General features: G+C 42.0%; 21 protein-coding genes and 5 tRNA genes. 22 read left to right on the forward strand and 4 right to left on the reverse strand.

Going from position 1 to position 25,326, the window contains the following annotated elements; translation table 11 throughout:
* The first annotated feature begins 41 nt into the window (after positions 1–41).
* On the forward strand, positions 42–740 hold the full coding sequence (locus NH454_RS09090; RefSeq protein ID WP_235383294.1) for a methyltransferase: 699 nt from the start codon (positions 42–44) through the stop codon (positions 738–740).
* Positions 741–769: 29 nt separating this feature from the next.
* Here the strand turns inward: NH454_RS09090 and NH454_RS09095 are convergent, their stop codons facing one another.
* Complete coding sequence (locus NH454_RS09095) at positions 770–1,201, reverse strand: hypothetical protein (protein ID WP_253038819.1); 432 nt, start codon at positions 1,199–1,201, stop codon at positions 770–772.
* Between the two features lie 133 nt (positions 1,202–1,334).
* On the opposite strand from NH454_RS09095, the gene NH454_RS09100 reads away from it, so the two are divergent.
* Positions 1,335–1,733, forward strand: coding sequence for a DUF2147 domain-containing protein (locus NH454_RS09100; protein ID WP_240704552.1), 399 nt, complete (start codon positions 1,335–1,337; stop codon positions 1,731–1,733).
* 42 nt (positions 1,734–1,775) lie between these two features.
* Here NH454_RS09100 and fldB read toward each other — a convergent pair whose 3' ends face one another.
* Positions 1,776–2,297, reverse strand: a complete 522-nt coding sequence (gene fldB / locus NH454_RS09105) for a flavodoxin FldB (protein WP_138558615.1) — start codon at positions 2,295–2,297, stop codon at positions 1,776–1,778.
* A gap of 120 nt (positions 2,298–2,417) precedes the next feature.
* Here fldB and xerD point away from each other — a divergent pair, with 120 nt between their 5' ends.
* The 20 genes from xerD to NH454_RS09205 all read left to right on the forward strand — a co-directional run bounded on the left by xerD (position 2,418) and on the right by NH454_RS09205 (position 20,736).
* A complete protein-coding gene (xerD, locus tag NH454_RS09110) occupies positions 2,418–3,353 on the forward strand; it encodes a site-specific tyrosine recombinase XerD (protein ID WP_135925874.1) in 936 nt (311 codons plus the stop codon).
* 59 nt (positions 3,354–3,412) lie between these two features.
* Complete coding sequence (gene dsbC / locus NH454_RS09115; protein WP_138558617.1) at positions 3,413–4,147, forward strand: bifunctional protein-disulfide isomerase/oxidoreductase DsbC; 735 nt, start codon at positions 3,413–3,415, stop codon at positions 4,145–4,147.
* A gap of 75 nt (positions 4,148–4,222) precedes the next feature.
* A complete protein-coding gene (gene recJ / locus NH454_RS09120; RefSeq protein WP_253038820.1) occupies positions 4,223–5,944 on the forward strand; it encodes a single-stranded-DNA-specific exonuclease RecJ in 1,722 nt (573 codons plus the stop codon).
* A 143-nt stretch (positions 5,945–6,087) separates the two neighbouring features.
* A protein-coding gene (gene prfB, locus NH454_RS09125) for a peptide chain release factor 2 (protein ID WP_135925871.1) occupies positions 6,088–7,186 on the forward strand; the annotation gives its coding sequence in 2 pieces (ribosomal slippage) (positions 6,088–6,162 and positions 6,164–7,186; 1,098 coding nt in all).
* A gap of 26 nt (positions 7,187–7,212) precedes the next feature.
* Positions 7,213–8,748 (forward strand): lysine--tRNA ligase, encoded by a 1,536-nt coding sequence (lysS, locus tag NH454_RS09130; protein ID WP_135925870.1) that lies wholly within the window; start codon positions 7,213–7,215, stop codon positions 8,746–8,748.
* A 254-nt stretch (positions 8,749–9,002) separates the two neighbouring features.
* Positions 9,003–9,200 carry a hypothetical protein gene (locus NH454_RS09135; RefSeq protein WP_253038821.1) on the forward strand — a complete coding sequence of 66 codons (198 nt, stop codon included), beginning with the start codon at positions 9,003–9,005 and terminating at the stop codon, positions 9,198–9,200.
* Positions 9,201–9,312: 112 nt separating this feature from the next.
* Positions 9,313–9,405: transfer RNA gene (locus tag NH454_RS09140), tRNA-Ser, on the forward strand.
* A gap of 38 nt (positions 9,406–9,443) precedes the next feature.
* A tRNA-Arg gene (locus NH454_RS09145) sits at positions 9,444–9,520 on the forward strand.
* Positions 9,521–9,687: 167 nt separating this feature from the next.
* A tRNA-Arg gene (locus tag NH454_RS09150) sits at positions 9,688–9,764 on the forward strand.
* Positions 9,765–9,884: 120 nt separating this feature from the next.
* Positions 9,885–9,961 (forward strand) — tRNA-Arg (locus NH454_RS09155).
* Between the two features lie 98 nt (positions 9,962–10,059).
* A tRNA-Arg gene (locus tag NH454_RS09160) sits at positions 10,060–10,136 on the forward strand.
* A gap of 826 nt (positions 10,137–10,962) precedes the next feature.
* Positions 10,963–12,273 (forward strand): hypothetical protein, encoded by a 1,311-nt coding sequence (locus NH454_RS09165; protein WP_253038822.1) that lies wholly within the window; start codon positions 10,963–10,965, stop codon positions 12,271–12,273.
* A gap of 16 nt (positions 12,274–12,289) precedes the next feature.
* Positions 12,290–13,666 (forward strand): SH3 domain-containing protein, encoded by a 1,377-nt coding sequence (locus NH454_RS09170; protein ID WP_253038823.1) that lies wholly within the window; start codon positions 12,290–12,292, stop codon positions 13,664–13,666.
* A gap of 8 nt (positions 13,667–13,674) precedes the next feature.
* Complete coding sequence (locus NH454_RS09175; RefSeq protein WP_253038825.1) at positions 13,675–14,787, forward strand: dipeptide epimerase; 1,113 nt, start codon at positions 13,675–13,677, stop codon at positions 14,785–14,787.
* The gene (locus NH454_RS09180; RefSeq protein ID WP_253038827.1) at positions 14,784–15,533 is read left to right on the forward strand and encodes a L,D-transpeptidase family protein; all 750 of its coding nucleotides are present in this window, start codon (positions 14,784–14,786) and stop codon (positions 15,531–15,533) included. The genes NH454_RS09175 and NH454_RS09180 overlap by 4 nt, the downstream gene beginning before the upstream one ends.
* A gap of 80 nt (positions 15,534–15,613) precedes the next feature.
* Positions 15,614–17,182: a sodium:solute symporter gene (locus NH454_RS09185; RefSeq protein WP_138558664.1), complete on the forward strand. Its 1,569-nt coding sequence runs from the start codon at positions 15,614–15,616 to the stop codon at positions 17,180–17,182.
* The gene (locus NH454_RS09190; protein ID WP_253038828.1) at positions 17,183–18,094 is read left to right on the forward strand and encodes a BadF/BadG/BcrA/BcrD ATPase family protein; all 912 of its coding nucleotides are present in this window, start codon (positions 17,183–17,185) and stop codon (positions 18,092–18,094) included.
* On the forward strand, positions 18,084–19,019 hold the full coding sequence (gene murQ / locus NH454_RS09195; RefSeq protein ID WP_253038829.1) for an N-acetylmuramic acid 6-phosphate etherase: 936 nt from the start codon (positions 18,084–18,086) through the stop codon (positions 19,017–19,019). The genes NH454_RS09190 and murQ overlap by 11 nt, the downstream gene beginning before the upstream one ends.
* On the forward strand, positions 19,019–20,197 hold the full coding sequence (locus NH454_RS09200; RefSeq protein ID WP_249930256.1) for a DUF1343 domain-containing protein: 1,179 nt from the start codon (positions 19,019–19,021) through the stop codon (positions 20,195–20,197). The genes murQ and NH454_RS09200 overlap by 1 nt, the downstream gene beginning before the upstream one ends.
* A 101-nt stretch (positions 20,198–20,298) precedes the next feature.
* A complete protein-coding gene (locus NH454_RS09205) occupies positions 20,299–20,736 on the forward strand; it encodes an energy transducer TonB (protein WP_135925861.1) in 438 nt (145 codons plus the stop codon).
* 59 nt (positions 20,737–20,795) lie between these two features.
* Here NH454_RS09205 and NH454_RS09210 read toward each other — a convergent pair whose 3' ends face one another.
* Both NH454_RS09210 and NH454_RS09215 read right to left on the reverse strand, forming a co-directional pair.
* Positions 20,796–23,816, reverse strand: coding sequence for a carboxypeptidase regulatory-like domain-containing protein (locus tag NH454_RS09210; protein ID WP_253038830.1), 3,021 nt, complete (start codon positions 23,814–23,816; stop codon positions 20,796–20,798).
* Between the two features lie 376 nt (positions 23,817–24,192).
* A complete protein-coding gene (locus NH454_RS09215) occupies positions 24,193–25,038 on the reverse strand; it encodes a MurR/RpiR family transcriptional regulator (protein WP_135925859.1) in 846 nt (281 codons plus the stop codon).
* Positions 25,039–25,326: the final 288 nt, after the last annotated feature.

The raw sequence follows: 25,326 nt of genomic DNA on the forward strand, positions 1-25,326 counted from the left end.
ATACGCGTTAACGCGGCTGTGGTGAATGAAAAGGTGAAAAAATGTCAGGCTTTGTGTTTAAACAATTTTCGGTGGAGCAAACTCGTGCTGCAATGAAGGTGTCAACGGATGGCATTCTGTTAGGCGCATGGGCCACTCTTACTAATGCCACACGTATATTAGACATAGGGACTGGAACAGGGCTGCTGGCCTTAATGGCAAAACAGCGAGCGCCACAAGCAACAGTGATGGCGATCGAGATTGATCATGATGCCTGTATTGACGCCCGCGCTAATTTTACCAATAGCCCGTGGTCAGATATCCGTCTTTATCAAGGTGCCGTGCAGTCATTTGATTCACCAGAGCCCGTTGATGTTATCATCACTAACCCGCCATATTTTAACGCCAGCCTCAAAGGAGAGAATGCGCCACGTAATGCTGCACGTCATACTGATGGCCTTAGTTTTAACGAATTAATAGCTGCATGTAGCAGGCTTAGTCATGACAAAACGTTGTTGAATGTTATTCTACCTTGTCCGGAAGCTGAGCAATTTATTGCTATTGCAAAGCAATTAGGTTGGCATTTAAATCAACAATGTTTAATACAAACAACGCCCAAAAAAGCGCCGAGCCGCTGCTTAATGTTATTTAGCCAACAGGCTATAGAGTGCAAAAAATCGCAGTTGGTTATTCATGCTCAGGATGGTAGTTACAGCGCCGATTATCAAAGGCTTTGCAAAGCCTTTTATTTGAAAATGTAACGCTAATATAAGATTTTTGGCGATTCTAATTACTGTTCGGGGATCGCAGGTGGACGTAACTGTATCACCTCATCAAGTTGAATTTGCTGAACATATTCAAGTTTAAGTAAAGCATCTAGTACTCTTTTACAATGTTGTTTATCAATATCAGCACTACAAAAGTTGATGATATTAAATTGTCGTTTGATGTTCAGTCCCGTTATGTCAGGCAGTGGTTGCGTGGTTTCAATTAATACACGAATGGTGGGATAGGGATCGGCATAACCAGAGTGTAATAATTTTTCGATGTTAAATAGGTTATCTTTAAGTTTGCCTAGTTCATTCGCTGTTTTCACGCTTTGTGGTATAAATACTTGTTCGTTAAGGCTATTTACTGTAATTTCGCCTTTGGCGTGAAGTGGGTTAATTTGATGATTGTCATATTGAATAACATCACCAGTCACTAAAGTGAATTGTTTCATTGTGTATCCTTTCAATTGGTTATCCATCCACCTCAAGCATAACAAAATGATGCGTCTAAAAAAATTAATTGTAGTAATAAATTCTTAATAAAGTAGGTGATCTATGTTCCGTTTAGCGTTTGTACTCGCTGCGATGTTATTTTCTCAACTATGCGCTGCAGCAATCAGCCCGGTAGGGCTTTGGAAAACAATTGATGAAGAAACGAATGAAGCGAAATCACTCGTGCGTATTAGTGAACAAAACGGCGTGCTGGTTGGCAATGTTGAAAAAATATTGAATCCAGCTAAGCAAGATGCACGTTGTGAAAAATGTAAAGGTGATAAGAAAAATCAGCCTATTTTGGGGTTGCAGATTATTGAAGGCGCAAAGGATGCCGGAGATGGAAGTTGGCAAGATGGTGAAATTCTTGACCCTAATAATGGCAAAACCTACACCTTAAAATTGACACCACAACAACAAGGTAAGGTGCTTGAAGTGCGTGGTTATATTGCTTTTTTCTATCGTAATCAATATTGGCAACGCGTTGAATAAAAAAAAGCCAAGCATTGCTTGGCTTTTCCTGACAAGCGACTTTTACAAACTTTCGCTGTATTCAGTCATTATTTGCTCAACCCAGTTGGCAATACGCTCATCGCTGAGTTCGTATTGACTGTCTTCATCAAGGGCTAAGCCAACAAATTGTTTGCCATCTTCAGTCAGCGCTTTTGATGCTTCAAACTCGTAACTGTCATCGTTTGGCCACTTTCCTAATAAGGTGATGCTTTGATCACAAATTTCATCGTGCAGCATGCCAAGAGCATCTTGGAACCATTGACCATAACCTTGTTGATCACCCATGCCAAACAGAGCCACTGTTTTGCCATTTAGATTAACATCTTTGATATCATCCCAGATAGACTCCCAGTCTTCTTGAAGCTCACCAAAATCCCATGTAGAAATGCCGAAGATAACGAAATCGAATTGTTCTGCATTTTTTAATGGTTCATCTTTGATGTTATGCAAGCTCACAACGTCTTGCCCAATAATATCGCGAATTTTCTCTGCCGCTATTTCTGTATAGCAGGTAGTCGAACCATAAAATAAACCAATCTGCATCGTATTTATCACCGTGTGTTTGCCTGATATGATAGCTACTCAAGCCGCTTGAAGTATCTACCTTCATGTAGTTTGGTAATATTTTACCGTAAGGCCTATTTAATTGATACCTTGATAAGGATGAGAGTAACCGTGGCGGATAATACTTCACAAGCACAAGCAGGTGTCATGACGGAACAAAATGCAGAGCATTTAGAGGTTTTTTTAGATACCTTGTATTTAGAACAAGGAGTCAGTGAGAATACTCTTGCCGCTTATCGAAGTGACCTCGATAAGTTTTGCCAATTTATTAAAGACACAGACTTACTTGCAGTAACAGCAGAAGATATAGAAGCTTATTTAGCATACCGTGTCGATTTAGGACTAAAGTCGCGCAGCACGGCTCGAAGTATCAGTGCGCTCAAGCGTTTTTATCAGTATTTTGTGCGCGAAAAAGCAATCCCCGACTCACCAATGGTTAATATTGCGCAACCTAAGGCGGGGCAATCGTTACCAAAAACTCTCTCTGAAGCCGAAGTAGAAGCATTGCTTGCAGCTCCTAATATTGAAGATCCAATGGGGCTTCGCGATAAAGCCATGCTTGAACTGTTGTATGCCACCGGGCTGCGTGTTACTGAGCTGGTAGGGCTAAGAATGGAGCAAATAAACCTGCGCCAAGCAGTCGTATTCGTAAAAGGTAAAGGTAATAAAGAACGATTAGTCCCTTTGGGTGAAGAAGCAATGTACTGGCTTGAACAGTTTTTAAAAGTAGGGCGCTCGCAGATGATTAAACACGCTACCGACTTTGTGTTTCCGTCTAAGCGGGGCATTGGCATGACCCGACAAACTTTTTGGCATCGCATCAAACACTATGCTATTTTGGCAGCAATAGAGTCACCATTATCACCGCATACGCTCAGACATGCTTTTGCGACGCACCTTTTGAATCATGGGGCAGACCTTCGTGTTGTGCAAATGATGTTAGGTCATAGTGACTTATCAACAACACAAATTTATACGCATGTAGCGAATGAAAGATTAAAGTCGGTACACGAGCAGCATCACCCTCGTGCATAGTGCAACTTTTTTTAAGATGTACCGGTCTATGTAAAAAATGTTCAGGATATAGGATAGTTATGAAAAAGTTAGTTTTAGCCACGGCACTATTTGGCACAAGCTTAAATGTTTTTGCAAATGGCGTATCGACGACAGAAGCCGCTGACGCACCAATTGTTTCAAAATTTGCCGAGTTAGGTGTAAAGGTTAAGCAAGTTAACCCAAGCCCTGTGGCTGGTCTTAAAGAGCTAATTACCGATAAAGGCGTGTTATACGCAAGCCCTGATGGCCAATTCTTAATGCAAGGTACGTTGATTGACCTAAACAACCGTGTAAATCTAACCGAGCATGCGTTAAGTGATGTGCGTAAACAAGGCGTTGCAGAGTACGAAGACTCGATGATTGTTTACAAAGCAAAAAACGAAAAGCATTCAATCACAGTATTTACAGATATCACTTGCGGGTATTGTCGTAAATTACACCGCGAATTAGACGACTTTTTAGAGGCGGGTATTACTGTTAAGTATTTAGCTTTTCCAAGAGGCGGTTTAGCGGGCAAAGGTTACCAAGACTTAATGAATGTGTGGTGTGCTAAAGACCCAGCAGAAGCGTTAACAGAAGCTAAAGCGGGCGCAGAAGTAGCTGCAGTCCCAGGTTGTAACGCCCCGATTGCAGAGCATTACCAACTTGGTCAAAGCTTTGGTATGTCAGGTACACCGGCAATTATTTTAGAAGATGGTACGATGATCCCAGGTTATCAATCAGCTGCGCAAATCAGCCAAGCACTTGATGCTCTACCAAAAACATCGTCATAACTATTTTTAAACGAAAAGGCCTATTTGTCGTAGGCCTTTTTTATTCGCCTTAAGTTAAGAAGTACACTTTCCAACATGGAAAAAATAATTCAAGTTCGTCCTCGCGTTGATGACTCACACCTGCCAAATCATTTACATCCAGTCATTAAACAAATTTACGCATCAAGACAGGTGCAAGACGCAATAGAGTTAGATAACAGTGCAGCAACGTTACATGACTTTCGGTTGTTTAAAGACATCGACAAAGCCGTGTTGTTGTTGCAAGACGCATTAAAAGCACAAAGCCGCGTATTAATCGTGGGAGATTTTGATGCTGACGGTGCAACCAGTACAGCAACCTTGATGCAAGGTCTTGCCATGTTTGGTTTGAAAAACCTTGATTACTTAGTGCCAGATAGATTCAGTTTAGGGTATGGCCTAAGTCCTGCGCTTGCAGAGCAAATTGTGGCTATGCAGCCTGAGCTTGTGATTACCGTTGATAACGGTATTTCATGCATAGATGGCATTGCAATTGTAAAGCATGCGGGTATTAAGGTGCTGGTGACTGATCACCACTTGCAGGGCGAGGCATTACCTAATGCCGATGCCATTGTGAACCCGAATCGTCATGACTGCCAATTTCCATCGAAATCAATAGCAGGCGTTGGGGTGGCTTTTTATCTGCTTATCGCTTTACGTAGTCACTTACGTGATCAAGGGTATTTTCAACATCAGCCAATGCCGAATTTGGCCGAATTACTTGATATTGTTGCCCTTGGTACCGTTGCCGATGTGGTCGCCCTTGATGCCAATAACCGTACCTTAGTACATCAAGGTTTAGCTCGTATTCGTAGCGGTAAAACACGTCCAGGTATTAGTGCTCTCATTGAAGTGGCAAATCGTAATGCAGCGCGCTTAAGTGCCAGTGACTTTGGCTTTTCATTGGCACCACGCTTAAATGCAGCAGGGCGCTTAGATGATATGAGTTTAGGTATAGCCTGTTTATTATCGAGCGATATAAATCAAGCCCGCCGCATTGCCAGTGAGCTCGACAGCCTCAATCATGAACGCCGTGAAATAGAGCAGGGCATGCAAACTGAAGCGCAAGCCGTGCTTGACCGTTTAGCCTTTAAAACAGATTCATTGCCTGATGCCATTTGTTTGTATCAAGCTGATTGGCACCAAGGTGTTATTGGCATTTTGGCTGGTCGCTTAAAAGAAAAGTATCACCGTCCTACGATTATTTTTGCAGCCGGCGATAACGGTGAAATTAAAGGCTCTTGTCGCTCCATTGAAGGGCTGCATATGCGTGATTTACTTGAGCGCATAAATACCTTACACCCTCATCTGATCAGCAAGTTTGGTGGTCATGCTATGGCGGCAGGTTTAAGTATTAACGAGCAATGTTTTAATGAATTTAAAACAGTGTTTGAACACATGGTGGCACAAACACTCAGTGAAGAGCATAAGCAAAGTATTTTACTTACCGATGGTGAACTGCCAAATGATTGCTTCTCGATGGAGTTTGCCAACCTGTTAAAAAATGCAGGGCCTTGGGGACAACAATTTCCAGAGCCAGTGTTTGAACATGTATTCGAAGTGGTGCAGCAGCGTATTGTTGGTGAAAAACACTTAAAACTAGTTTTAAAACATCAATCTGGAAGGTTAGTTGACGCAATAGCATTTGCTGTTGACGTGCGTGCCTGGCCCGACACCGAAGTACGCTATGTAAAAGCGGCATACCAACTCGATATAAATGAATTTCGTGGCAAATTCTCGTTACAACTAATTATCCGAGAGCTACAAAAAACCACATAAAAATATCGTTATAATCGACATAAAAGGCTAATAAAACGCTCGGTTTTTTGTTAAAATCGGGCGTTTTTAATATTTGTAGATAATTTACCGTAATTATTGTCGAAAGCGGTGCGCGGTAAATCAGCCATTTTGGAGTAATGTACATGTTTGAAGTGAATCCTGTGATTAATCAAATCAAGGAAATTCGCGAACGTACTGAACTGCTTCGGGGGTATCTTTGACTACCCTCTTAAGAAAGAGCGGTTAGAAGAAGTTAACGCAGAACTTGAAGATTCAGCAGTGTGGAATGAGCCAGAGCGAGCTCAAGCCCTAGGCCGTGAAAAGTCGGCACTCGAAGCTATCGTTGAGACCATTGATAATTTAGTGGCCGGTACCGAAGATGTTGAAGGCTTAGTTGAGCTTGCTGTTGAAGCAGAAGACGAAGAAACCTTTGCCGAAGCAGAAACTGAATTAGCCGATTTAAACGCACAGCTTGAAAAGCTAGAATTCCGTCGTATGTTCTCGGGTGACCATGACCAAAACGATGCGTACCTTGATTTACAATCAGGTTCTGGCGGTACTGAAGCGCAAGACTGGTGTAACATGTTGTTGCGCATGTACTTACGTTGGGGTGAAGCGAAAGGCTTTAAAGTTGAACTTGTTGAAGCAACTGATGGTGATGTGGCTGGTATCAAAGGCGCAACAGTGCGTTTTGTTGGCGAATATGCATACGGTTGGTTACGTACAGAAACCGGTGTTCACCGTTTAGTACGTAAGAGCCCGTTCGACTCAAGTGGTCGTCGTCATACCTCGTTTGCATCGGCATTCGTTTACCCAGAAATCGACGATAATATCGAAATTGATATTAATCCGGCAGACTTACGTATTGACGTTTACCGCGCATCTGGTGCGGGTGGTCAGCACGTAAATACAACAGAGTCGGCGGTTCGTATTACGCATATACCAACCAACACTGTTGTACAGTGCCAAAATGAGCGTTCACAGCATAAGAATAAAGACCAAGCAATGAAGCAGTTAAAAGCGAAGTTGTTTGAACTTGAAATTCAAAAGCAAAATGCCGAGAAGCAAAGCCAAGAAGATGCTAAATCTGATATTGGCTGGGGTAGTCAAATTCGTTCATACGTACTTGATGACTCGCGCATTAAAGATTTACGTACCGGCGTTGAAAACCGTAATACTCAAGCGGTTCTTGACGGCGACTTAGATAAATTTATTGAAGCCAGCCTTAAATCTGGCCTATAACCACCGAGCTAAAAAAGAGCTAAAAAATGACTGATCAAATCCAAGACGAAAATAAGTTAATCGCTGAGCGTCGTGGCAAATTAGACGCAATCCGCGAAAATTGCCCAGCCAACGGTCATCCAAACCAATTCCGTCGTGAACATTACACGGCTGATTTGCAAGCTGAGTTTGGTGATAAATCGAAAGACGAATTAGTTGCTGAGCAGCACGTTGTATCAGTAGCGGGTCGTATTCTTGCAAAACGTGGTCCTTTCCTTGCGTTACAAGATATGAAAGGCCAAATTCAAGCGTACGCGTCAAAAGACGTACAAAAAGAATTAAAAGCAAAATACGGTCAACTTGATATCGGTGACATCATCGGTGTTAAAGGTGCACTAAATAAATCAGGTAAAGGTGACCTATACGTAGAAATGACAGAGTACGAGTTACTAACTAAGTCATTACGTCCGCTACCAGAAAAATTCCACGGTTTATCTGACCAAGAAACTAAATACCGTCAACGTTATGTTGATTTAATTACCAATGAAGCGACGCGTGAAACCTTCCGTATTCGCTCAAAAGTTGTTGAAGGTATCCGTCGTTTCTTAGCTGATCGTGACTTCATGGAAGTTGAAACACCGATGCTACAAGTGATCCCTGGTGGTGCGTCTGCTCGTCCATTCGTAACACATCACAATGCACTTGATATCGATATGTACTTACGTATTGCACCTGAGCTTTACCTAAAACGTTTAGTGGTAGGTGGTTTTGAGCGTGTATTCGAAATCAACCGTAACTTCCGTAACGAAGGTTTATCAACACGTCATAACCCAGAATTCACAATGATCGAATTCTACCAAGCATACGCTGATTATATTGACCTGATGAACATCACTGAAGACATGTTACGTACTGTTGCTACAGATGTACTAGGTTCACCAATTGTTGTAAACACAACTAAAAATGAAAACGGTGAAGTGGTAGATTCAGTAGAGTACGATTTTGGTCAACCTTTTGCTCGTTTAACAATGAGCGAGGCTATCCTTAAGTACAACCCAGACTTTGATGCTGCGGTATTTAATGACCCTGAAAATCATTTTGAAGAGCTTAAAGCGTACGCTAAGCAAGTACACGTTAAGATCCCAGAAAACTGTGTATGGGGCCCAGGTAAGTTCTTATGTGAAATCTTCGAAGAGACTGCAGAGCATAAGTTAATTCAACCTACTTTCATCACAGCTTACCCATGGGAAGTGTCACCACTTGCACGTCGTAACGACGAAAACCCATTTGTGACTGACCGTTTCGAGTTCTTCGTAGGCGGCCGTGAATTAGCAAATGGTTTCTCTGAGCTTAATGATGCGCAAGACCAAGCAGAGCGTTTTTCTCGTCAAGTTGAAGAAAAAGACGCAGGTGATGATGAAGCAATGCACTACGATGAAGATTATATTCGCGCGTTAGAGTACGGCTTACCACCAACAGCAGGTGAGGGTATTGGTATCGACCGTCTTGTTATGTTATTCACTGACTCACCAACAATTAAAGACGTGATTTTATTCCCGCATATGCGTCCTCAAGCTGATTAATCAGTTTTTAGGATTAGAAAACGCCGCTTTTTTAGCGGCGTTTTTGTTATAGGAAATTTCTGATTTTTTCTTCGCTAGTGTTTTTATTTTTAATTTAAATTATTGATATATAGTGTATTTGTTGTTTTTGTTTGCTACGTAATTATTGCTTTGTTCGTTTTTAATACAAACTAAGGTTGATAAAGTCATTTTTCTAGTCAGAATGTTAATGTACTAAATAAAATCCGTTCACTGCTTAAATGGAATTAATTAAAATGACAACAAAACCAGCGCAGTTACCAACAGATGTAGCAAAAAGTGATGAACAACGTGAAAGCTTTTACCGAGCATGTATCTTTGAATTTCAAAAGTTAGGATATCAAGACCAATACCTAGCAGAATTAACTGATGAGCATATTCCTTTAACTGGTCTCGATTTATTGGCTGATGAAGAAAAAACGCCTAAAGCTTAAGCGATTTTAGGGAGTTTGAGTCAGTTGTGCACAATCTCTAACCATCTACTCGAAATTCCTTGAAAAGTGTTTGACTTATTTTCTGAAATCTTTATTATACGCCCCACAAGACGGAGAGGTGGCCGAGTGGCCGAAGGCGCTCCCCTGCTAAGGGAGTATAGGGTTTGTAGCTCTATCGAGGGTTCGAATCCCTCCTTCTCCACCATTTTTCCTAAAATGGCATGTCTTGAAAGTAATATGTGTGGACGCGTAGCTCAGCTGGATAGAGTACCTGGCTACGAACCAGGCGGTCGGAGGTTCGAATCCTCCCGCGTCCGCCACTTTTACTTTAACTCTGCATCGAGTATAAGATGTTAGTAAATTTGGTCGGAGGTTCACTCTTTCAAGAGACGTCCCGCAACCGCCACTTTTTACTTTAACTCTGCATCGAGTATAAACTTGAGTCTCTTGCTAAGAGAATAAATTAGCAATGTTCAAATGTGCGTGTGGACGCGTAGCTCAGCTGGATAGAGTACCTGGCTACGAACCAGGCGGTCGGAGGTTCGAATCCTCCCGCGTCCGCCATATTTGAAACTCAAATCGAGTATAAAGATACAAATTTGGTCGGAGGTTCTCTCTTTCAAGAGACGTCCCGCAACCGCCATATTTGAAAAATCATTGCAAGATTATAAAATGCAACTTTGCGGACGCGTAGCTCAGCTGGATAGAGTACCTGGCTACGAACCAGGCGGTCGGAGGTTCGAATCCTCCCGCGTCCGCCACTTCCTTCTAGGAAGTGACATAAGCCGACAAGCTGTCGGTTTTTTTGTGTCTTTAAGATACAGTCAATGCAAGACTTAAACATGCATAATCACACTGCGGACGCGTAGCTCAGCTGGATAGAGTACCTGGCTACGAACCAGGCGGTCGGAGGTTCGAATCCTCCCGCGTCCGCCACTTTCTTCTTGAAAGTGACATAAACCGACGAAAGTCGGTTTTTTTGTGCCTGCAATCCGCGTAGGTGTGGTTGTTGGAGCGACTTCAGTTGTGAATAAACATACCGTTTTATTGCACCTCATTATTCTTTGGACGACTTTGAACCACGCAGCCGGAGGTTCACTGTTTCAAAATACGTCCCGCGTCCGCCACTTTCTCTCAAGTAGAGCTAAGTGAATCAAACCGACGAAAGTCGGTTTTTTTGTGCCTGCAATTCGCATAGGATTGGTTTTAGGAGAGACTTCAGTTGCGAATAAACACAACGTTTTATTGCGTTCATTTCTCTTAGAACGACTTTGAACCACGCAGCCGGAGGTTCACTGTTTCAAAATACGTCCCGCGTCCGCCACTTCCTTCTTGAAAGTGACATAAACCGACGAAAGTCGGTTTTTTTGTGCCTGAAATTCGCGTAGAAGCTTGAATGCTCAATATAAACTTGATGCAATAATTTTATATCGCGTTCATTTCTCTTAGAGCAACTTTGAACCACGCAGCCTAAGGTTCACTGTTTCAAAATACGTCCCGCGTCCGCCATATTATTTTTTTATATCCCGCGTTTAATAGCAATTCACAACAATAGACCAGTTAATTAAGCGTATCGGTATAAGTAGCTTCAAATGACACTAGCAAAAAGTGCATGGTAAGTTTGCTCGTTTCACTTTGTACCTTTTTACTTTCATATTTTCTTGATATTTAGCAATAAATCCCAGTTAACTTGCTTCACGGTCAAATTGTGTTAGATTTAATAAAATATTCCAAAAATAATAACTAATGGGAATTTTAGTTTATGAATACTAAAGCTGCATTTCAAAAGCGGCTAGCTTTATCATGTGGTTTTTTATTGCTAGCGGGTTGCCAAACAAGTGCAAGTAAGGTTGTTTTGTCTGATGAAGAGTACTTTGATAGGGTCATGCTAGCCCCTGCAATTCTTCCTGCTGATTTAACAAATACTGGTTGTTTAAATTTAAATAATGATGATGATGCAAAAGACTATAAAACAGCATCGCAGGTGAATTATCAACAAGCAGATTGGCAATCTCGCGTGGCTGCTGACTGGCTGTACTTTGCAGATCCTCTGCAACCAGGCAAGTTGTTATTGATAGATTATCAGGTTAAGGGTGGGCAACTTGCTTACCGTTATTTAAGTGATGGTAGTCACAATGAGCTGTATGAACCTTGGAGCTCATCAAAAATTCAAGCATTTACTGGCGCGTTATCAAGAGTGAGGCAAGCTCACCCTGAGCTAGGTGCAACTGCCTTTGCAGGAGATACAGCACTGGCTGATTTGATCAGCAGTATTAATAGCTACGAAGCATTTGGTAAAGCCGATGGTAATTCAAATGCTATTGCCAGTTATTTTGTTAATGTGGCAGGGCGAGAATACTTACGTGGGCTTTTTAATGAGGGCTGGCTGAAACTGCAGGATCAACGTTTGTTGTTTAACGGTGCATATGGCTCAGAGCAGTTTGCCCCATCAGACGACTATTGGCATAACCCGATAAATAAAGAGTTTGCTGTAAAGATAGAGCGTTACACAGCAAGCAGTGATGATCCCGGTTATTTAGGGTATCGTTGTGATAGTTGTGGTTTAACGGGTAATAAAGCAATGACCACACTTGCTCAAGCTGAATGGTTAAAGCGACTAGTAAGTCATCAACGTGAGCCAATTACGCAAATGCCTAATTTACAAAGTAGTGATGTAGATGTGCTACTTAACGGCACAGGGCATACCGATCAACATGCTAGGGTTGGCGGTATGATGGTGGGTATAAGCCACATTGTTACAAATGCATTAGCAAATGTTATAGCCCCTAATGATAGTCGCTCTGCCAAAGAGGTGCTCGACACTGCAACTAATGGACAATGGCGTGTTTGGCAAAAAATAGGCTGGGGTCCAAGTGAAACGCGCTCAACCACAGAAACAGTGATGCTTGCACATGTGTGTTTAGGAAATTATCAAGGTGGTCGTGAATTTACTTTCAGCGTGCAGCAGTCAATAGGCGGAGCTGACGAAGCCAATTTGCCAAAAGTCGGTAAGCAAATGCAGCAAAAGTTGCAGCATGCGTTTACAAAATTATTAGATTCACGCATTCAATAAGAATTAAGGAACAGCTATGCGTCGTTCAATTATCGCGTTATCAATTAGCTTAGGTGTAGCCTTTTGTGCACCTATTCATGCTGAGGGCTGGCAATCAGATGTTATTGCGGTTACTCAGTCGCAACTTTCGCCCAATTACTGGTTAGCGAAAGGTGCATCGGCAAAAATGATCATGACAGAGGCGCAAATTACAGCCTTTAACGAAAAACTGATTAAAGAAAATAAATACATTGTTGATCCACTGTCATTTCAAACAACATTGAGTAAAGAGGAATTAACAAGCGCGATTCACTCTGCAAGCTCTATCCCTAAAAGCCCGCGTTTTTTTACTGATGGTAGACAGTTAACCGCCAAAGACTTCGCCAAATATCAAGCTAACCTAAACCTTAATAAAGTGGCCAGTAGTAACAAGGTTCGTTTTGGTATGGTTGTTAAGCGAACTGCTCTGCGCACTTTTCCAACCTGGGACCGAGTATTAAATAGTGGTCTTGATCAAGACTTAGATCGCTTTCAAGAAAGCGGCATGTTCCCGGGTGAAGCTGTTGCTGTATTGCATCAAAGTGCAGATAAAAAATGGCTCTTAGTTCGTGCTTACAACTATTTAGCATGGGCACCTAGTGAAGATATCGCTTTTGCTGACGCTGATGAAATTAAAGCTTATCGAGAGCAAGATAACTTTTTGATTGTAACCGGCGCAAAGGTAAATACCGCCTATGTGCCTAACGACACTGCAAGCTCAGAAGTCCAACTAGATATGGGTGTGCGTTTACCTTTACTTGATAACGAACAAGTACCTAATTTGCTCAATGGTCAAAACACGTATGCAAGTCATGTTGTTCAGCTGCCCACCCGTAATGAGCAAGGCCAGCTTGTTATAAAACCGGCGATGATCAGTAAAACCGCCGACGTAAATTTAGGTTACTTAGAATACAACGAGCAAAACCTAATAAAACAAGGTTTTAAGTTTTTAGGTGAACGTTATGGCTGGGGACATGATTACAATGGCCGTGACTGTACAGGTTTTGTAGGCGAAATTTATAAAAGTTTTGGCTTATTAATGCCACGTAATTCAGGCCAGCAAGGCAGTAGTGAATACGGACAAAATAATCGCTTTGATAAAAATACGACCGCAGACGCAAAATTACCGGTGGTTAAAAATATGGCGATTGGCGATCTTATTTATATCCCAGGTCACGTGATGATGTATTTAGGAGAGCACCAAGGCGAGCCGTATGTTATTCATGATGTGAAAGGCTTAGGCTATAACAAAGGCGATGGCAGCTTTTATAGTAGTGCGCTTAATGGAGTATCGGTTACCCCCTTGTTACCCCTGCGATTATCTCAAGAAACAAGTTACCTAGACCGTGTTTATAACATTAAGCGTATTCGATAGAGGCCTGTATGAAAATTAAAGCAGTTCGTTTTGCGAAACTCAAAGTGCCTTTGGTCACGCCATTTAAAACAGCGCTTAGAGAAGTGAGTTTTATTGAAGACCTAGTGGTTTTAATAGACACCGAATGTGGTCAAGTCGGTTATGGCTCGGCTGCTGCAACTCCCGTTATCACAGGTGATACACATCAAGGCATGATAGCGGTGATTCAGCAGTTTATTGCTCCTAAACTGATAGGGCATGAAATCGAAAACATCAACCAGCTTACTCACATTATTCAATCAACGGTGATTGGTAATAGCAGCGCAAAAGCGGCTTTAGAATTAGCGGTTTACGACTTGTGGGGCAAGCTCTACAGAGCGCCTTTATACAAATTACTCGGTGGTGGTAAGTCAGAGTTAAAGACTGATATTACCATCAGCGTAGATAACATAGATAAAATGCTTAGTGACTGTCAGCGAGCGGTTGAGCAAGGTTTTGATGTATTAAAAATAAAAATCGGCAATAACCTTAATCAAGATATTGAACGTGTAAAGGCAATTCACACAGGGTTTGCTGCTAAGGCGCAGTTACGTTTAGATGTAAACCAAGGGTGGAATGCCAAACAAACAGTGTTTGCACTGCAACAACTTGAGCAAGCAGGCGTGGTGTTAGAGTTGGTTGAGCAACCAGTAAAAAGCAGTGATATTCAAGGTCTCAAATATATTACTGAGCGAGTGAACACCCCGATCATGGCCGATGAAAGCGCCTTTTCACCTAAGCAAGTAATACAACTTTTAGAGCTTGGCGCAGTTGATATTATCAATATTAAATTAATGAAAACGGGCGGTTTAAGTCGAGCAATTGAGATTGCTAATATCACTGCCCAATACCAAGCAGAGTGTATGATTGGCTGTATGTTAGAGGGCAGTATTGCTGTAGCAGGTGCAGCGCATTTAGCTTCAGCCAAAGCGCAACAAATAAGCAAAATAGACCTCGACGGTCCAGCGCTTGGTCAATACGACCCAGTTCAAGGTGGGGTTGTATTTAACGGTCCACAAATTAACTTATCGGATGCCCCCGGCCTTGGTATTGAATCAATAAACGGTCTAGAACTAATAACAAACGGAGTATGGCCAGCATGAAAAAACTAGTCAGTCTTATTGCAGCTATGAGTTTAACCGCTTGTGCAAGCGTAGAATCACCTAAACCAGTCATTGATAACAGTCATCAGCAGCTCGTGGTGGTGGTCGCTAATGACAGTGATGCTATTGATGCCACGTTGTATCGCTTTGAAAAAAATGCTGGTAGCTGGCAACAACAAGGCCAGCAACATGCTGTGGTGCTTGGCCGCACAGGGCTTGCTTGGGGGGTAGGGCTACATCCGCCACAACCTGGACAGCAAAAACAAGAGGGTGATGGTAAAGCGCCTGCGGGCATTTTTGAGTTAGGTACTGCATTCGGTTATTTAGATTCACTGCAAACAAACCTTAACTATCAAGCAATGACCGCTAACGACTATTGTATCGATGTGAAAGGCTCACCTTTTTATAACCAACTAGTTGATAAGGCGGTTGTTGGTGAAGAGGCGGTTAAGGATTCTTCGGAGTGGATGCGCCGAGATATTTATAGCCAAGATAATCTTTATAAAAAAGGCATTGTTGTTAAGCATAACCCAAGCAATATTGATGGCGCGGGCAGCTGTATCTTCATGCATTTGTGGCGAGCACCTAGTAAACCAACTGCGGGTTGTACAGCGATGACTGAAAGCGATATGGACACATTACTAGCCTGGCTTGATGAGCGTAAAAAGCCATTACTGGTAAGCCTGACCAAAGCGCAATATCAGCAAAAACAAAGTCAGTGGCAATTACCTAGCCTAGGTAACTAAAAATAATAAAATAAAAGTATTTTAATTTTGTCATAATGATGGAATAATATATTCCATTAAGGTTTGGGTTAGGATAATAAATGAGTGCAAATTACGCTTTACTCGATTGGCTAGTATTCGCAGGCTACGCGGCAATTTTGTTGTTAAGTGGTTGGTGGTTTAATCGCAAACGTGCTAACTCAAGCCAAGATTTTTTTCTAGGCGGAAATAGCATGCCAACGTGGATGGTTGCGATATCTGTTCTGGCTACTTCGCAGTCAGCTGCCACTTTTATTGGTGGGCCAGATCAAGGCTATCAAGGAGACTTTTCTTATATTGCTACCAATATTGGTGCCTTTATTGCGGCGTTTATTGTTTCTGCATTCTTAATTCCAAAGTTTTATCAGCAAAAAGTTTATACGGTCTATGAGTTATTAGAAAAACGCATTGGTCCTAAAGCAAAGCGACGCAGCGGCTTGATGTACTTATTTGGCCGAGTGTTTGCAAGTGGTGCTCGTTTATATATGGCAGCGATTGCTGTTGCGATGATTTTATACGGAAATATCGATGCAGACAGTGTGGTTGTAGCCACTCTAGTGCTGGCACTAGCAGGTTTGTTGTATACCTTTTTGGGCGGGATCCGCAGTGTTATTTATTCTGATGTATTGCAAAGCATTGTCTATGTGAGTGCGGCTATTGCGGTTATTTGGAGCTTGCTGAGCGTTATTCCAGCCGATTTTTCAACCATTATTGCAACCTTAAATGAACCAAGCCCAGGGGCAGACTCAAAGCTGGCATTGTTTAAGTTTGATTTAGACTTTGGCCCGTCAGGGGTGTTCAACATGGCCTCTGTTCTAACTGGTTTTGTGTTATTAAATATTGCCGCGTTTGGTCTTGACCAAGATATGACACAACGTTTGTTAACCTGTAAAAGCCCTAAAGAGGGCAGTAAAGCTTTACTACTTTCAGTGGTCATGGTGATCCCGGTTATGGCTATTTTTATCTTTATTGGTTTACTGCTTTACATCGTTTATCAGCAACCAGCATTAATGAATAGCGAAGCTGGGCAAACGGTTGTTCAAGAGTTTAACGGTGAAAAAATCACTATCTTTATGTACTACGTATTAAACGAAGTACCAGCCGGAGTGAAAGGCTTAGTGAGTGTCGGTATTATTGCAGCCGCTATTTCTACTTTGAACTCTGGGCTTAGTTCGATGTCTTCAGTCATCGTGCAAGATTTATATCGCCCATATTTAGAGAAAGCCAATAAGCAAGTGAGCGATCAGCACTTTGTTAAAGCAGGTCGTGTGGGTATGGCGCTGGTAAGTCTTGCTTTAGCGCTAATGGCTATCCTTTGTTATTTCTGGCAGCAGTATAGCGATATGCCATTATTAAAATTTGCTCTAAGCGTAATGGTCTTTTCCTACAGTGGTTTATTAGGGGTGTACTTTACAACTTTATTTACCAAGCGTGGCAGTGAAGGGTCAGTATTAGCTGCCTTAATTACAGGATTTATGGTGACCCTATTCATGCAACCTTACATGATTGATTGGTTACTGCCTGAATCTATGCGCTTTTACTTAGGGTTTACGTGGCAATTATGTATTGGCACCTTGCTTGCCACATTAGTGTGCTGTATAGGAAAAGCAAGCAATGAGGCAACGGCATAAATGGCGCCAACATATATTTTAGCCATCGATGGCGGTGGCACTAAGGTGGTAGCTGAGCTTAAAGAGCTGGCAACGGGTAAGCAATTTCGTGCTCAGGCTGGCTCTGCATCACTGTCGAATGATCTTGATTTAGCAGTTGAAAACATTGTTAAAGTGACGCGCGAGGTGTGCGAACAAAGCAATGCTAAGCCTAGCGATATGGTTACCGTTATGGGGCTTGCTGGTGGTTCGTCAGTAAGCCTTGCTGAGCAAGTTAAAGTAATGCTCAAGCTTATTTATGAAATCGAATTTGCTTACTTAGAGATTACAAGTGATGCGACTACTTCACTGTATGGGGCAAATTTAGGTGCTCCTTGCGTTGTCGTAGCTCTTGGCACGGGAGCTGTCGGGGCACGATTAACGGCTCAAAATCAAATTAAATTGGTTGGGGGTTGGGGGTTCACTGTTGATGACTTTGGTGGTGGTGCCCGCATTGGCCTTATGGCTGTACAGCATTTATTAAACGATATAGATAGTTTTGATTTACCAAAAAGCCCTTTAACGATTCGCTTGAGTGAGCAGCTAGGATGTACTCGTCAAGCAATTAGTGATTGGCTTAAACTTGCTAAACCCGCAGATTACGCAGCATTTAGTCCGTTGGTGTTTAGCTTACAAGATGAATGTAAGGTGGCAAAAAGTGTTTTGGCAGAACACACACAGTCAGTGGTTGAGTTAATTAGCAAAAGCAGAGGCAACTCACCTTTACCGGTAATTTTAATAGGTGGTCTTGCGAAGGTGAGCCAACCATTATTACCACAGGCCTTACAAAATGAACTATCTCCTTGTAAGGGAGATTCTTTAACTGGCGCCTCAATTTTAGCGGCAAAGCATTATTATGACATTATTGAAGAAGGACAACCCAATGAGCCCTGAGCACGTATTTAAGCAACAACGTGAATTACTCGAAGAGTTAAATGGCATTGTCTCAGAAGGACAAAACCCTGACACTTTGGATATTGACTTGCTCAGCACTACTGAGATCCTCACTAAAATCAATAATGAAGATCATAAAGTGGCTGCGGCAGTAAAACTTGTTATTCCGCAAATAAGTGCTGCGGTAGATCACATTGTAGAAGCGTTTCAGCAAGGCGGTAGGTTGATTTACATTGGTGCTGGCACCAGCGGTCGCTTAGGTATTTTGGATGCGGTTGAATGTGCTCCTACTTACAGTGTGAATGATCAGCAAGTGCAAGGAATTATCGCAGGAGGTGATACGGCCTTTAAAAAGGCTGTTGAAGGCGCTGAAGATAGCACGACCTTAGCTATTGAAGATTTAAAAAGTGCCAACTTAACGAGCCGCGACGTTGTTGTCGGCATAGCTGCCAGTGGGCGCACACCTTATGTGTGCTCTGCAATTGAATATGCAAAATCAATAGGTTGTGTAACTGTAGGTGTGACTTGTAATCCTAATTCAGCGGTCATGTGTTTACCACAAATTGGCATTTGTCCGGTGGTCGGAGCTGAAGCTGTAACAGGCTCAACCCGAATGAAATCGGGCACAGCACAAAAGCTTGTATTAAACATGTTAAGTACCGCCAGCATGATACGTACAGGCAAAGTGTATAAAAATTTAATGGTCGATGTGAATGCCAGCAATGAAAAGTTGCATGCCCGCGCTATACGTATCGTGATGCAAGCGACTGATTGTACGCAGCAGCAAGCAGTTGATGCGTTAAAGCAAGCAGAGCAAAGTGCCAAACTAGCTATTTTAATTGTACTAACAGGAAAATCGGCAGTTGATGCTAAAGAGCTTCTATCGAAAGCTGATGGTTTTTTACGTAAAGCGGTGGAGGAATAATGCGCTTTTTAGTTGTTATGATTATCAGTTGTTTATCACTTTTAGGCTGTAAAGAGACTCCACAACAAGTCTCTGAAAACACCTTGCCATTGCAAGTTGGTGCTGCAAATTACGACGCTTATATACCAGCCCTTAAAGGTAAACGCGTTGGTTTAGTGGTTAATCAAACCTCAGAGATTAATGGTCAGCATTTAGTTGATTTATTGCTCGATAGAGGAGTTAAGGTAAGTAAAATATTTGCACCTGAGCATGGCTTTCGCGGCGATCATGATGCAGGCGCACATGTAAAAAGTACTGTTGATGCAAAAACAGGCATTGATGTTGTTTCTATTTATGGCAGCAATAAAAAGCCAACTCCTGAAGTACTTGCTGATCTCGATGTCATTATATTTGATATTCAAGATGTTGGTGTGCGCTTTTACACGTACATCAGCTCAATGCACTACATGATGGAAGCGGCAGCTGAGAATGATAAGTCATTTATCGTATTAGACAGACCTAACCCGAATATTGCTTATGTTGATGGGCCTATCCTTGATCCACAATTTCGTTCGTTTGTTGGTATGCATGAAATTCCTGTTTTACATGGTATGACAGTGGCTGAACTGGCTCAAATGATTAAAGGTGAGGGATGGATAAACAATGCAGATAAACTTAATTTAACAGTGGTTCCCGTTGCTAATTATGAGCGCACAATGAGCTATGAGTTACCGGTAAAACCAAGCCCTAACTTACCTAATGCTCAATCGATTCAGTTGTACCCATCACTTTGTTTCTTTGAGGCAACGCCTATTACCATTGGCCGTGGTACGGATTTTCCGTTTCAAGTTGTGGGCTATTCGCCAATAAAACTAGGGGAGTTTAGTTTTACCCCTCGTGCAATTGAAGGCGCATCAATGAACCCTAAATTCAAAGAGATTGAAGTTTTTGGTCAAGATTTACGAGATGCTGATATTCATGGTCTAGATTTAAGTTTATTTATTTCAGCATATCAAAAGCTAACTGCGAATAATCAAGAATTTTTTGAACGCGCTGGCTTCATGGATAAACTTGCGGGTACTGATAAATTGCGTTTAGCCATTGAAGCAGGTCAAACTGAGCAGCAAATTAAGCAAAGCTGGCAAGCTGACTTAAGTACTTTTAAACGAAAGCGAGCCCCGTATTTGCTTTATCAATAATAGCTAGGTAACTAGAAAATAAGAACGAGGCGCTTGCCTCGTTTTTTTATATCCATAAAAAGCTGTGTTATATTCAGGGGCTTGATTTATAAGGATATACCATGAAGACTTATTTCAGTTTAAGCATTGCTGCTTTCGCTTTACTAGCTGGCTGCTCACAACTCCCCAACACCTCAACAAGTAACTCAACCGATGCGCTTGATCTACGTGATAATAAAAACGCAGCAGAGCAGCTGTGGACACTAAAACATGCAACAAAGCCTATCTATCCCAAAGCTGCTTTAATTGCCAAACAGACGGGCTGTGCGCGCTTTGTTATAACTATTGATAATCAGGGCAATACGATTGATATCCGTTTTGTCGAGAGCTTCCCTGAAGGGCTGTTTGTCGATGTATCGCGAGAGTCGCTTAAAAGTTGGCAGTGGCAGGCAAGTACAAGTAACAGCGAGTCGCAAGCGATTATTCGCACTGTGCAGCTAGACTACTTTATGAAAGAAGCGGTTAATATAGATGCAGCAAAAGCATTTTGTACAATTTAAGTCTGTTCTTGAGGCATAAAAAAGGGCCGCAATAGCGGCCCCCAACAGGATTGATTAACTTAGAACTTGAAGTTAAACGACAGCTGCACACGACGTGGGCTGTAGTAATTACGATACTCACCAAAGGTTTCTGACGATACATATGGGTTATTGTTATAACCTGTTTGACGGTCAAATACGTTGAAGATATCAGCACGGAATTGTAGTTCCATGTCACCTGAGAACTTAAAGTCTTGGGTGTAGTTTAAATCAAGCTGCCAATGGCTAGGGCTACGACGGCTACCTGCAGGTTCTCCATAACGTGCTGTACCACTTGAGTAGCCATAGATTGAACCATCCCATGCTTCCCAAGGTTTACCCGACTGGAATACAAAGTATGCACCGATGTTTGCTTGCCATGGCACAGTATAGTAACCATACACTTTTACTTTATGCGGTTTATCACCTGATAGTGTGCCGTATTTGTAATCCCAAGGGTAGCGGCCACGGCCATCACCATAGTTCGAAGAACCAATGAAGGTATTAGCATCTGTTGTTGCGGTAGTGTTATCTTGGTCGAAGTTACCGTAGTAATGACTCCAAACATAAGAAGCATTGATATAGCTGTTTTCACCTAAGTATTCAGCTTCGATGCTCGCTTCCCAATATTTCGTTTCGCCACCATCTACTTCGGCAATAACATATGATGAACCGCCGATCTCATCACGGATCGCGTCAAGGTTATCTACGTATAAGCCTTTATCAGCGATATGTTGTGGCACACCTTCAGCATCAACGCCAGAGTAGTCAGTTAAGCGCGCGTTATTTGGCATATCTTCCCAGAAATGCGATGCCTTACGGTGACGAACATGAGCACGTAATACTAAATCAGAACCCACATATTTAGTGGTACCAAGAGTAAACTCTTTGATTTGACGAGGCGTTAAATCATCAGCAAATACTTTACCAGATGAACCTTGACGCGGCTCTGCGTAAATTACGTTACCCGCTTCATCAAATTCAACTTCGATTTCGGCACGGGTATTACGGTCCCAAGAGGCTGCACGCGCTAATGAGCTTGCTTCAGGGTTATACATTGAGAAGTTAGCAAATACAGAGTCTTGATCTGCATAATTCCAATTCACACCTAAACGAGGCTGGATCATGTCTGACCAATCTGTTTGGTACATTTTGTACTTTTCGCCAGGTGCTAATTCATAACCAGAGAGGGTACCAGATGCTGATTTAAGACCTTGACCATACCAAGTATCGCGGCTCACAAGCACACCCACATTGTAAGTCCAATCACCTACTTCAATGGTGTCGTTGATTTCGAAGTTCAGCGTTTCCATTTCTGAGTTAATAGCAGAAACCGCATCTCCACCTGCTACTAAGCTCATTTGTTGCACGCGAGCACGGTAAATAACCGGTGCTGAGCTGCCTTCTTCTAAGCTCTCGTCGAGGCCGCCAACATAAGAGATGCTACCCCAACCATTTGAAAGACGAGACAGTACTTCTTTACCTTCTTTCCATTCGCCACCTACATGTAACGTGTGGTAACTATCGCCCCAGCTAAATTCATGCTCTAGGTTTAACTCAAAGCTATCACGGTAGAAGTCGATATTATCGTATTGGTAATACGCACCAACACCGCCGCCACCTCGCATTTGTCCATCTTCGGTGTAACCATATTGCGCAATGAGTGGTGCAGCGCCTGCATTATATGCAGCAATTTGCTCTGCTGTGTAGTTATCATCAGCATCTAATAAGCTTGGTACACTGAAGTAACCCATTTCAGCGAGATTGCTGATGTCTAGTTGACCCGTTAACGATGGCACTACAGATAGCTCTGTATCAGGTGTGGTACCAGACTCAAGTTCAAATTTACTGTACTGGAATGAAAGAGTTGTTGCATCACCTAAAAGCCACGAACCATCTAAGGTAAAGATATCTTGATCGGCTTTATCACCTGCAGAAACACTGTCAGTTTCGTAAGCGCCAACAGAGCGACCTTCGATGGTTTTTTCTGAGGTACGCTGTGAAATATTAATTAAAATATCGTCTGTTGGTGCCCAAGTTAACTTACCAAAGTATTCATCTCGGACATTTTTATAGTCTTTTACTTCACCATAGGCTGTATCTTTATTAGTACGTGTTTCTTCAGGGCGATAATAAGAAGTGTAGAAGTATAAAGTGTCTTCAATAAGCGGGCCGCCTAAACTCGCTGTAAGCCAGCTTTTATCAAGCTCATAGCTTTCTTGACCTGTTGGAGTCGCCACTAAGCTCTTAGGTTGAACTTTGTATTCAACATTACCGTGGAATTCGTCAGTACCTGATTTTGATACGGTATTGATTGAGAAGCCACCTGAACGGTTAAAGCCAACGGCTTTTGCACCACCGCGATCCATAGTAACGTAGGCAACGTCATGGGTTGATGGCTCTGATGCTAAGTTACCAAACATAGGGAGTGAAACATCAACACCGTCAAAGCCGTACGAGTTATCAACACCCGAACCACCTGCTGATGGACCAAGGGTTGCGTTTTCAGATAGCTCAACACCCGGAACAAGTTTTAATAGGTCACGGTAATCTTGACCAACTGGCACGCTATTGATTGCTTCTTCACCTAATGAGTTAGTGAGTGCAGATTTACCTTCGCGGAATAACTTACTGCCGGTAACCGTGATAACCTCAACGTTTTCGTTAGCACCACCCATAGTGACGTTTAAGCTTGATGTTTGCTCAAGTAAAACGTCGACAGTCATGGTTTGCGTTACACCGTTTTTATCGGTGAAAGTCAGTTCATAAGTACCGGGCTTTAACTGCGGTAAGTCATAACTACCATCTTCACGCGTAACAACGGTACGAGGTTTTGGCATCACGTTACTCTTTGCAGTTACTGTGATCCCAGCCAGTGACTGCTGTGTCGCTGGTGATGATACTTTACCTTTAATACCACCGGTTAGATTTGCAAAGGCTGGTGCGCTGGCTAGAGCCGCGGCCATAACAACGCCGGTAAAGGCTGTTTTCTTTGCACGAAGTGCATTGCTTGTCGCTTTGGCTATATAGCTAATTGCGAGTGTGGATGCATGTTGTTTCATTGTTTCCCGTCCTTATATTTATATGCTTTGTTGGACTGCTTACCCAGTTGAGACTTATGAACTTTAATATTATGTTGCCCACATATTAAACAGGTGTTATTTACTATGGTCAAGAATATTTTTTTATTAACGTACCTTTTTTTAGGAATAAAATATATAACCTGTTTTAGGTAAAGTTCAGCAATCGCTCGCTTTAGCGGTGGCTCAATTATCAGAAAGTTATTTTTGTAAGAAATTATGACTGTATACTCAGTGGGTTAATCCCAAAGATAAAGAGTAAAAGATGTGATTTATGGTAAGAGGAAAAAGTCTGCTTCAATCATAAAAAAAGCAGCCTAGGCTGCTTTTTTGTTCTTAAATGTTATTTATTAAGAAATTAGTTATTCTTAAATTCACCGACAACTTCATTAGAATGTTCCAGTAGTTTACGGCCTTGGCGACTTGACTGGGTGAGAGCGATAAACAGAATATCAATAACAAAGTCTTGTGCTGTTCGCGCAAGAATTGACGATAAACGCACAGACTCACCTTCAGCCACTGAGTAAAGTTTTACATCGGCAGAGTCAGCAACAGGGCTACTGCCAAACTTTGTGACTGAGATCACTGAGCTGTCATTCTTTTTCGCTTGTTTAACTACTTCAGCAATTTCGCGGGTCATACCTGACTCACTTATCGCAATCACCAAGTCACCTTTTGAAAAGGTAGCAACGTATGCAAGCTGCGCGTGGCCATCTGGCTCGGCTATTGCAGGCATGCCGAGTTTTTGTAATTTATAAGAGAAGTCTTTTGCAACTAATGCTGAGCCACCTAAACCACAGATCAGTATGCGCTTTGCTGACTTTAAAAGCTCTACTGCTTTTTCGACTGCCACGGCCTCGTTGAGATTCTTTGTTTCAGTGAGTACAGCCAGTTTACTACTTAATAATTTTTCTGCGATTTGTTCAAGTGAGTCATTAAGGGTGATTTTACCATGTAGTTTTGGTTCACTTGTTTCGTCATTGAGCGCATCAATCACCGCAAGTTTAAAAGCAGGAAAGCCTTTGTAACCTAATTTTTGTGAAAACTTCACCACACTTGACTGGCTCACTCCAACCACTTTCGCAAGCTCAACGGATGATAAGTTACGAATAGCATTCGCCGAATTTAGTGTGAAATCAGCAAGCTTTGCTTCGCTGCTCGATAAAGACTGGCGTAAAGCTTTAATTTTTACAAAAGTAGACATAGGGCTCACTTTGTTTAATTAACTTAAGTCACATTGCATAGTAATGTACTACACACCTTAAGTTGCGATACGTAATTGCTTTGATACCACGACTTATTTTTTGTTTTACTTGACCTAAGTTTGGAATATTTTTCTTTAATTAGATGGAATAATATAGTTTTATTCCATAATAGATACAAGATTATTTGTTGAGATAGCTGCATTTTTAGAGACTTAGCGATAATGTATGCTGTTTATTCTTTATTTAGTAAATAAAATATTTTACATGTTAAGTGGGTGTTGCTACTG

Source organism: Pseudoalteromonas sp. Ps84H-4 (assembly GCF_024124645.1).
GTDB lineage: Bacteria > Pseudomonadota > Gammaproteobacteria > Enterobacterales > Alteromonadaceae > Pseudoalteromonas > Pseudoalteromonas lipolytica_C.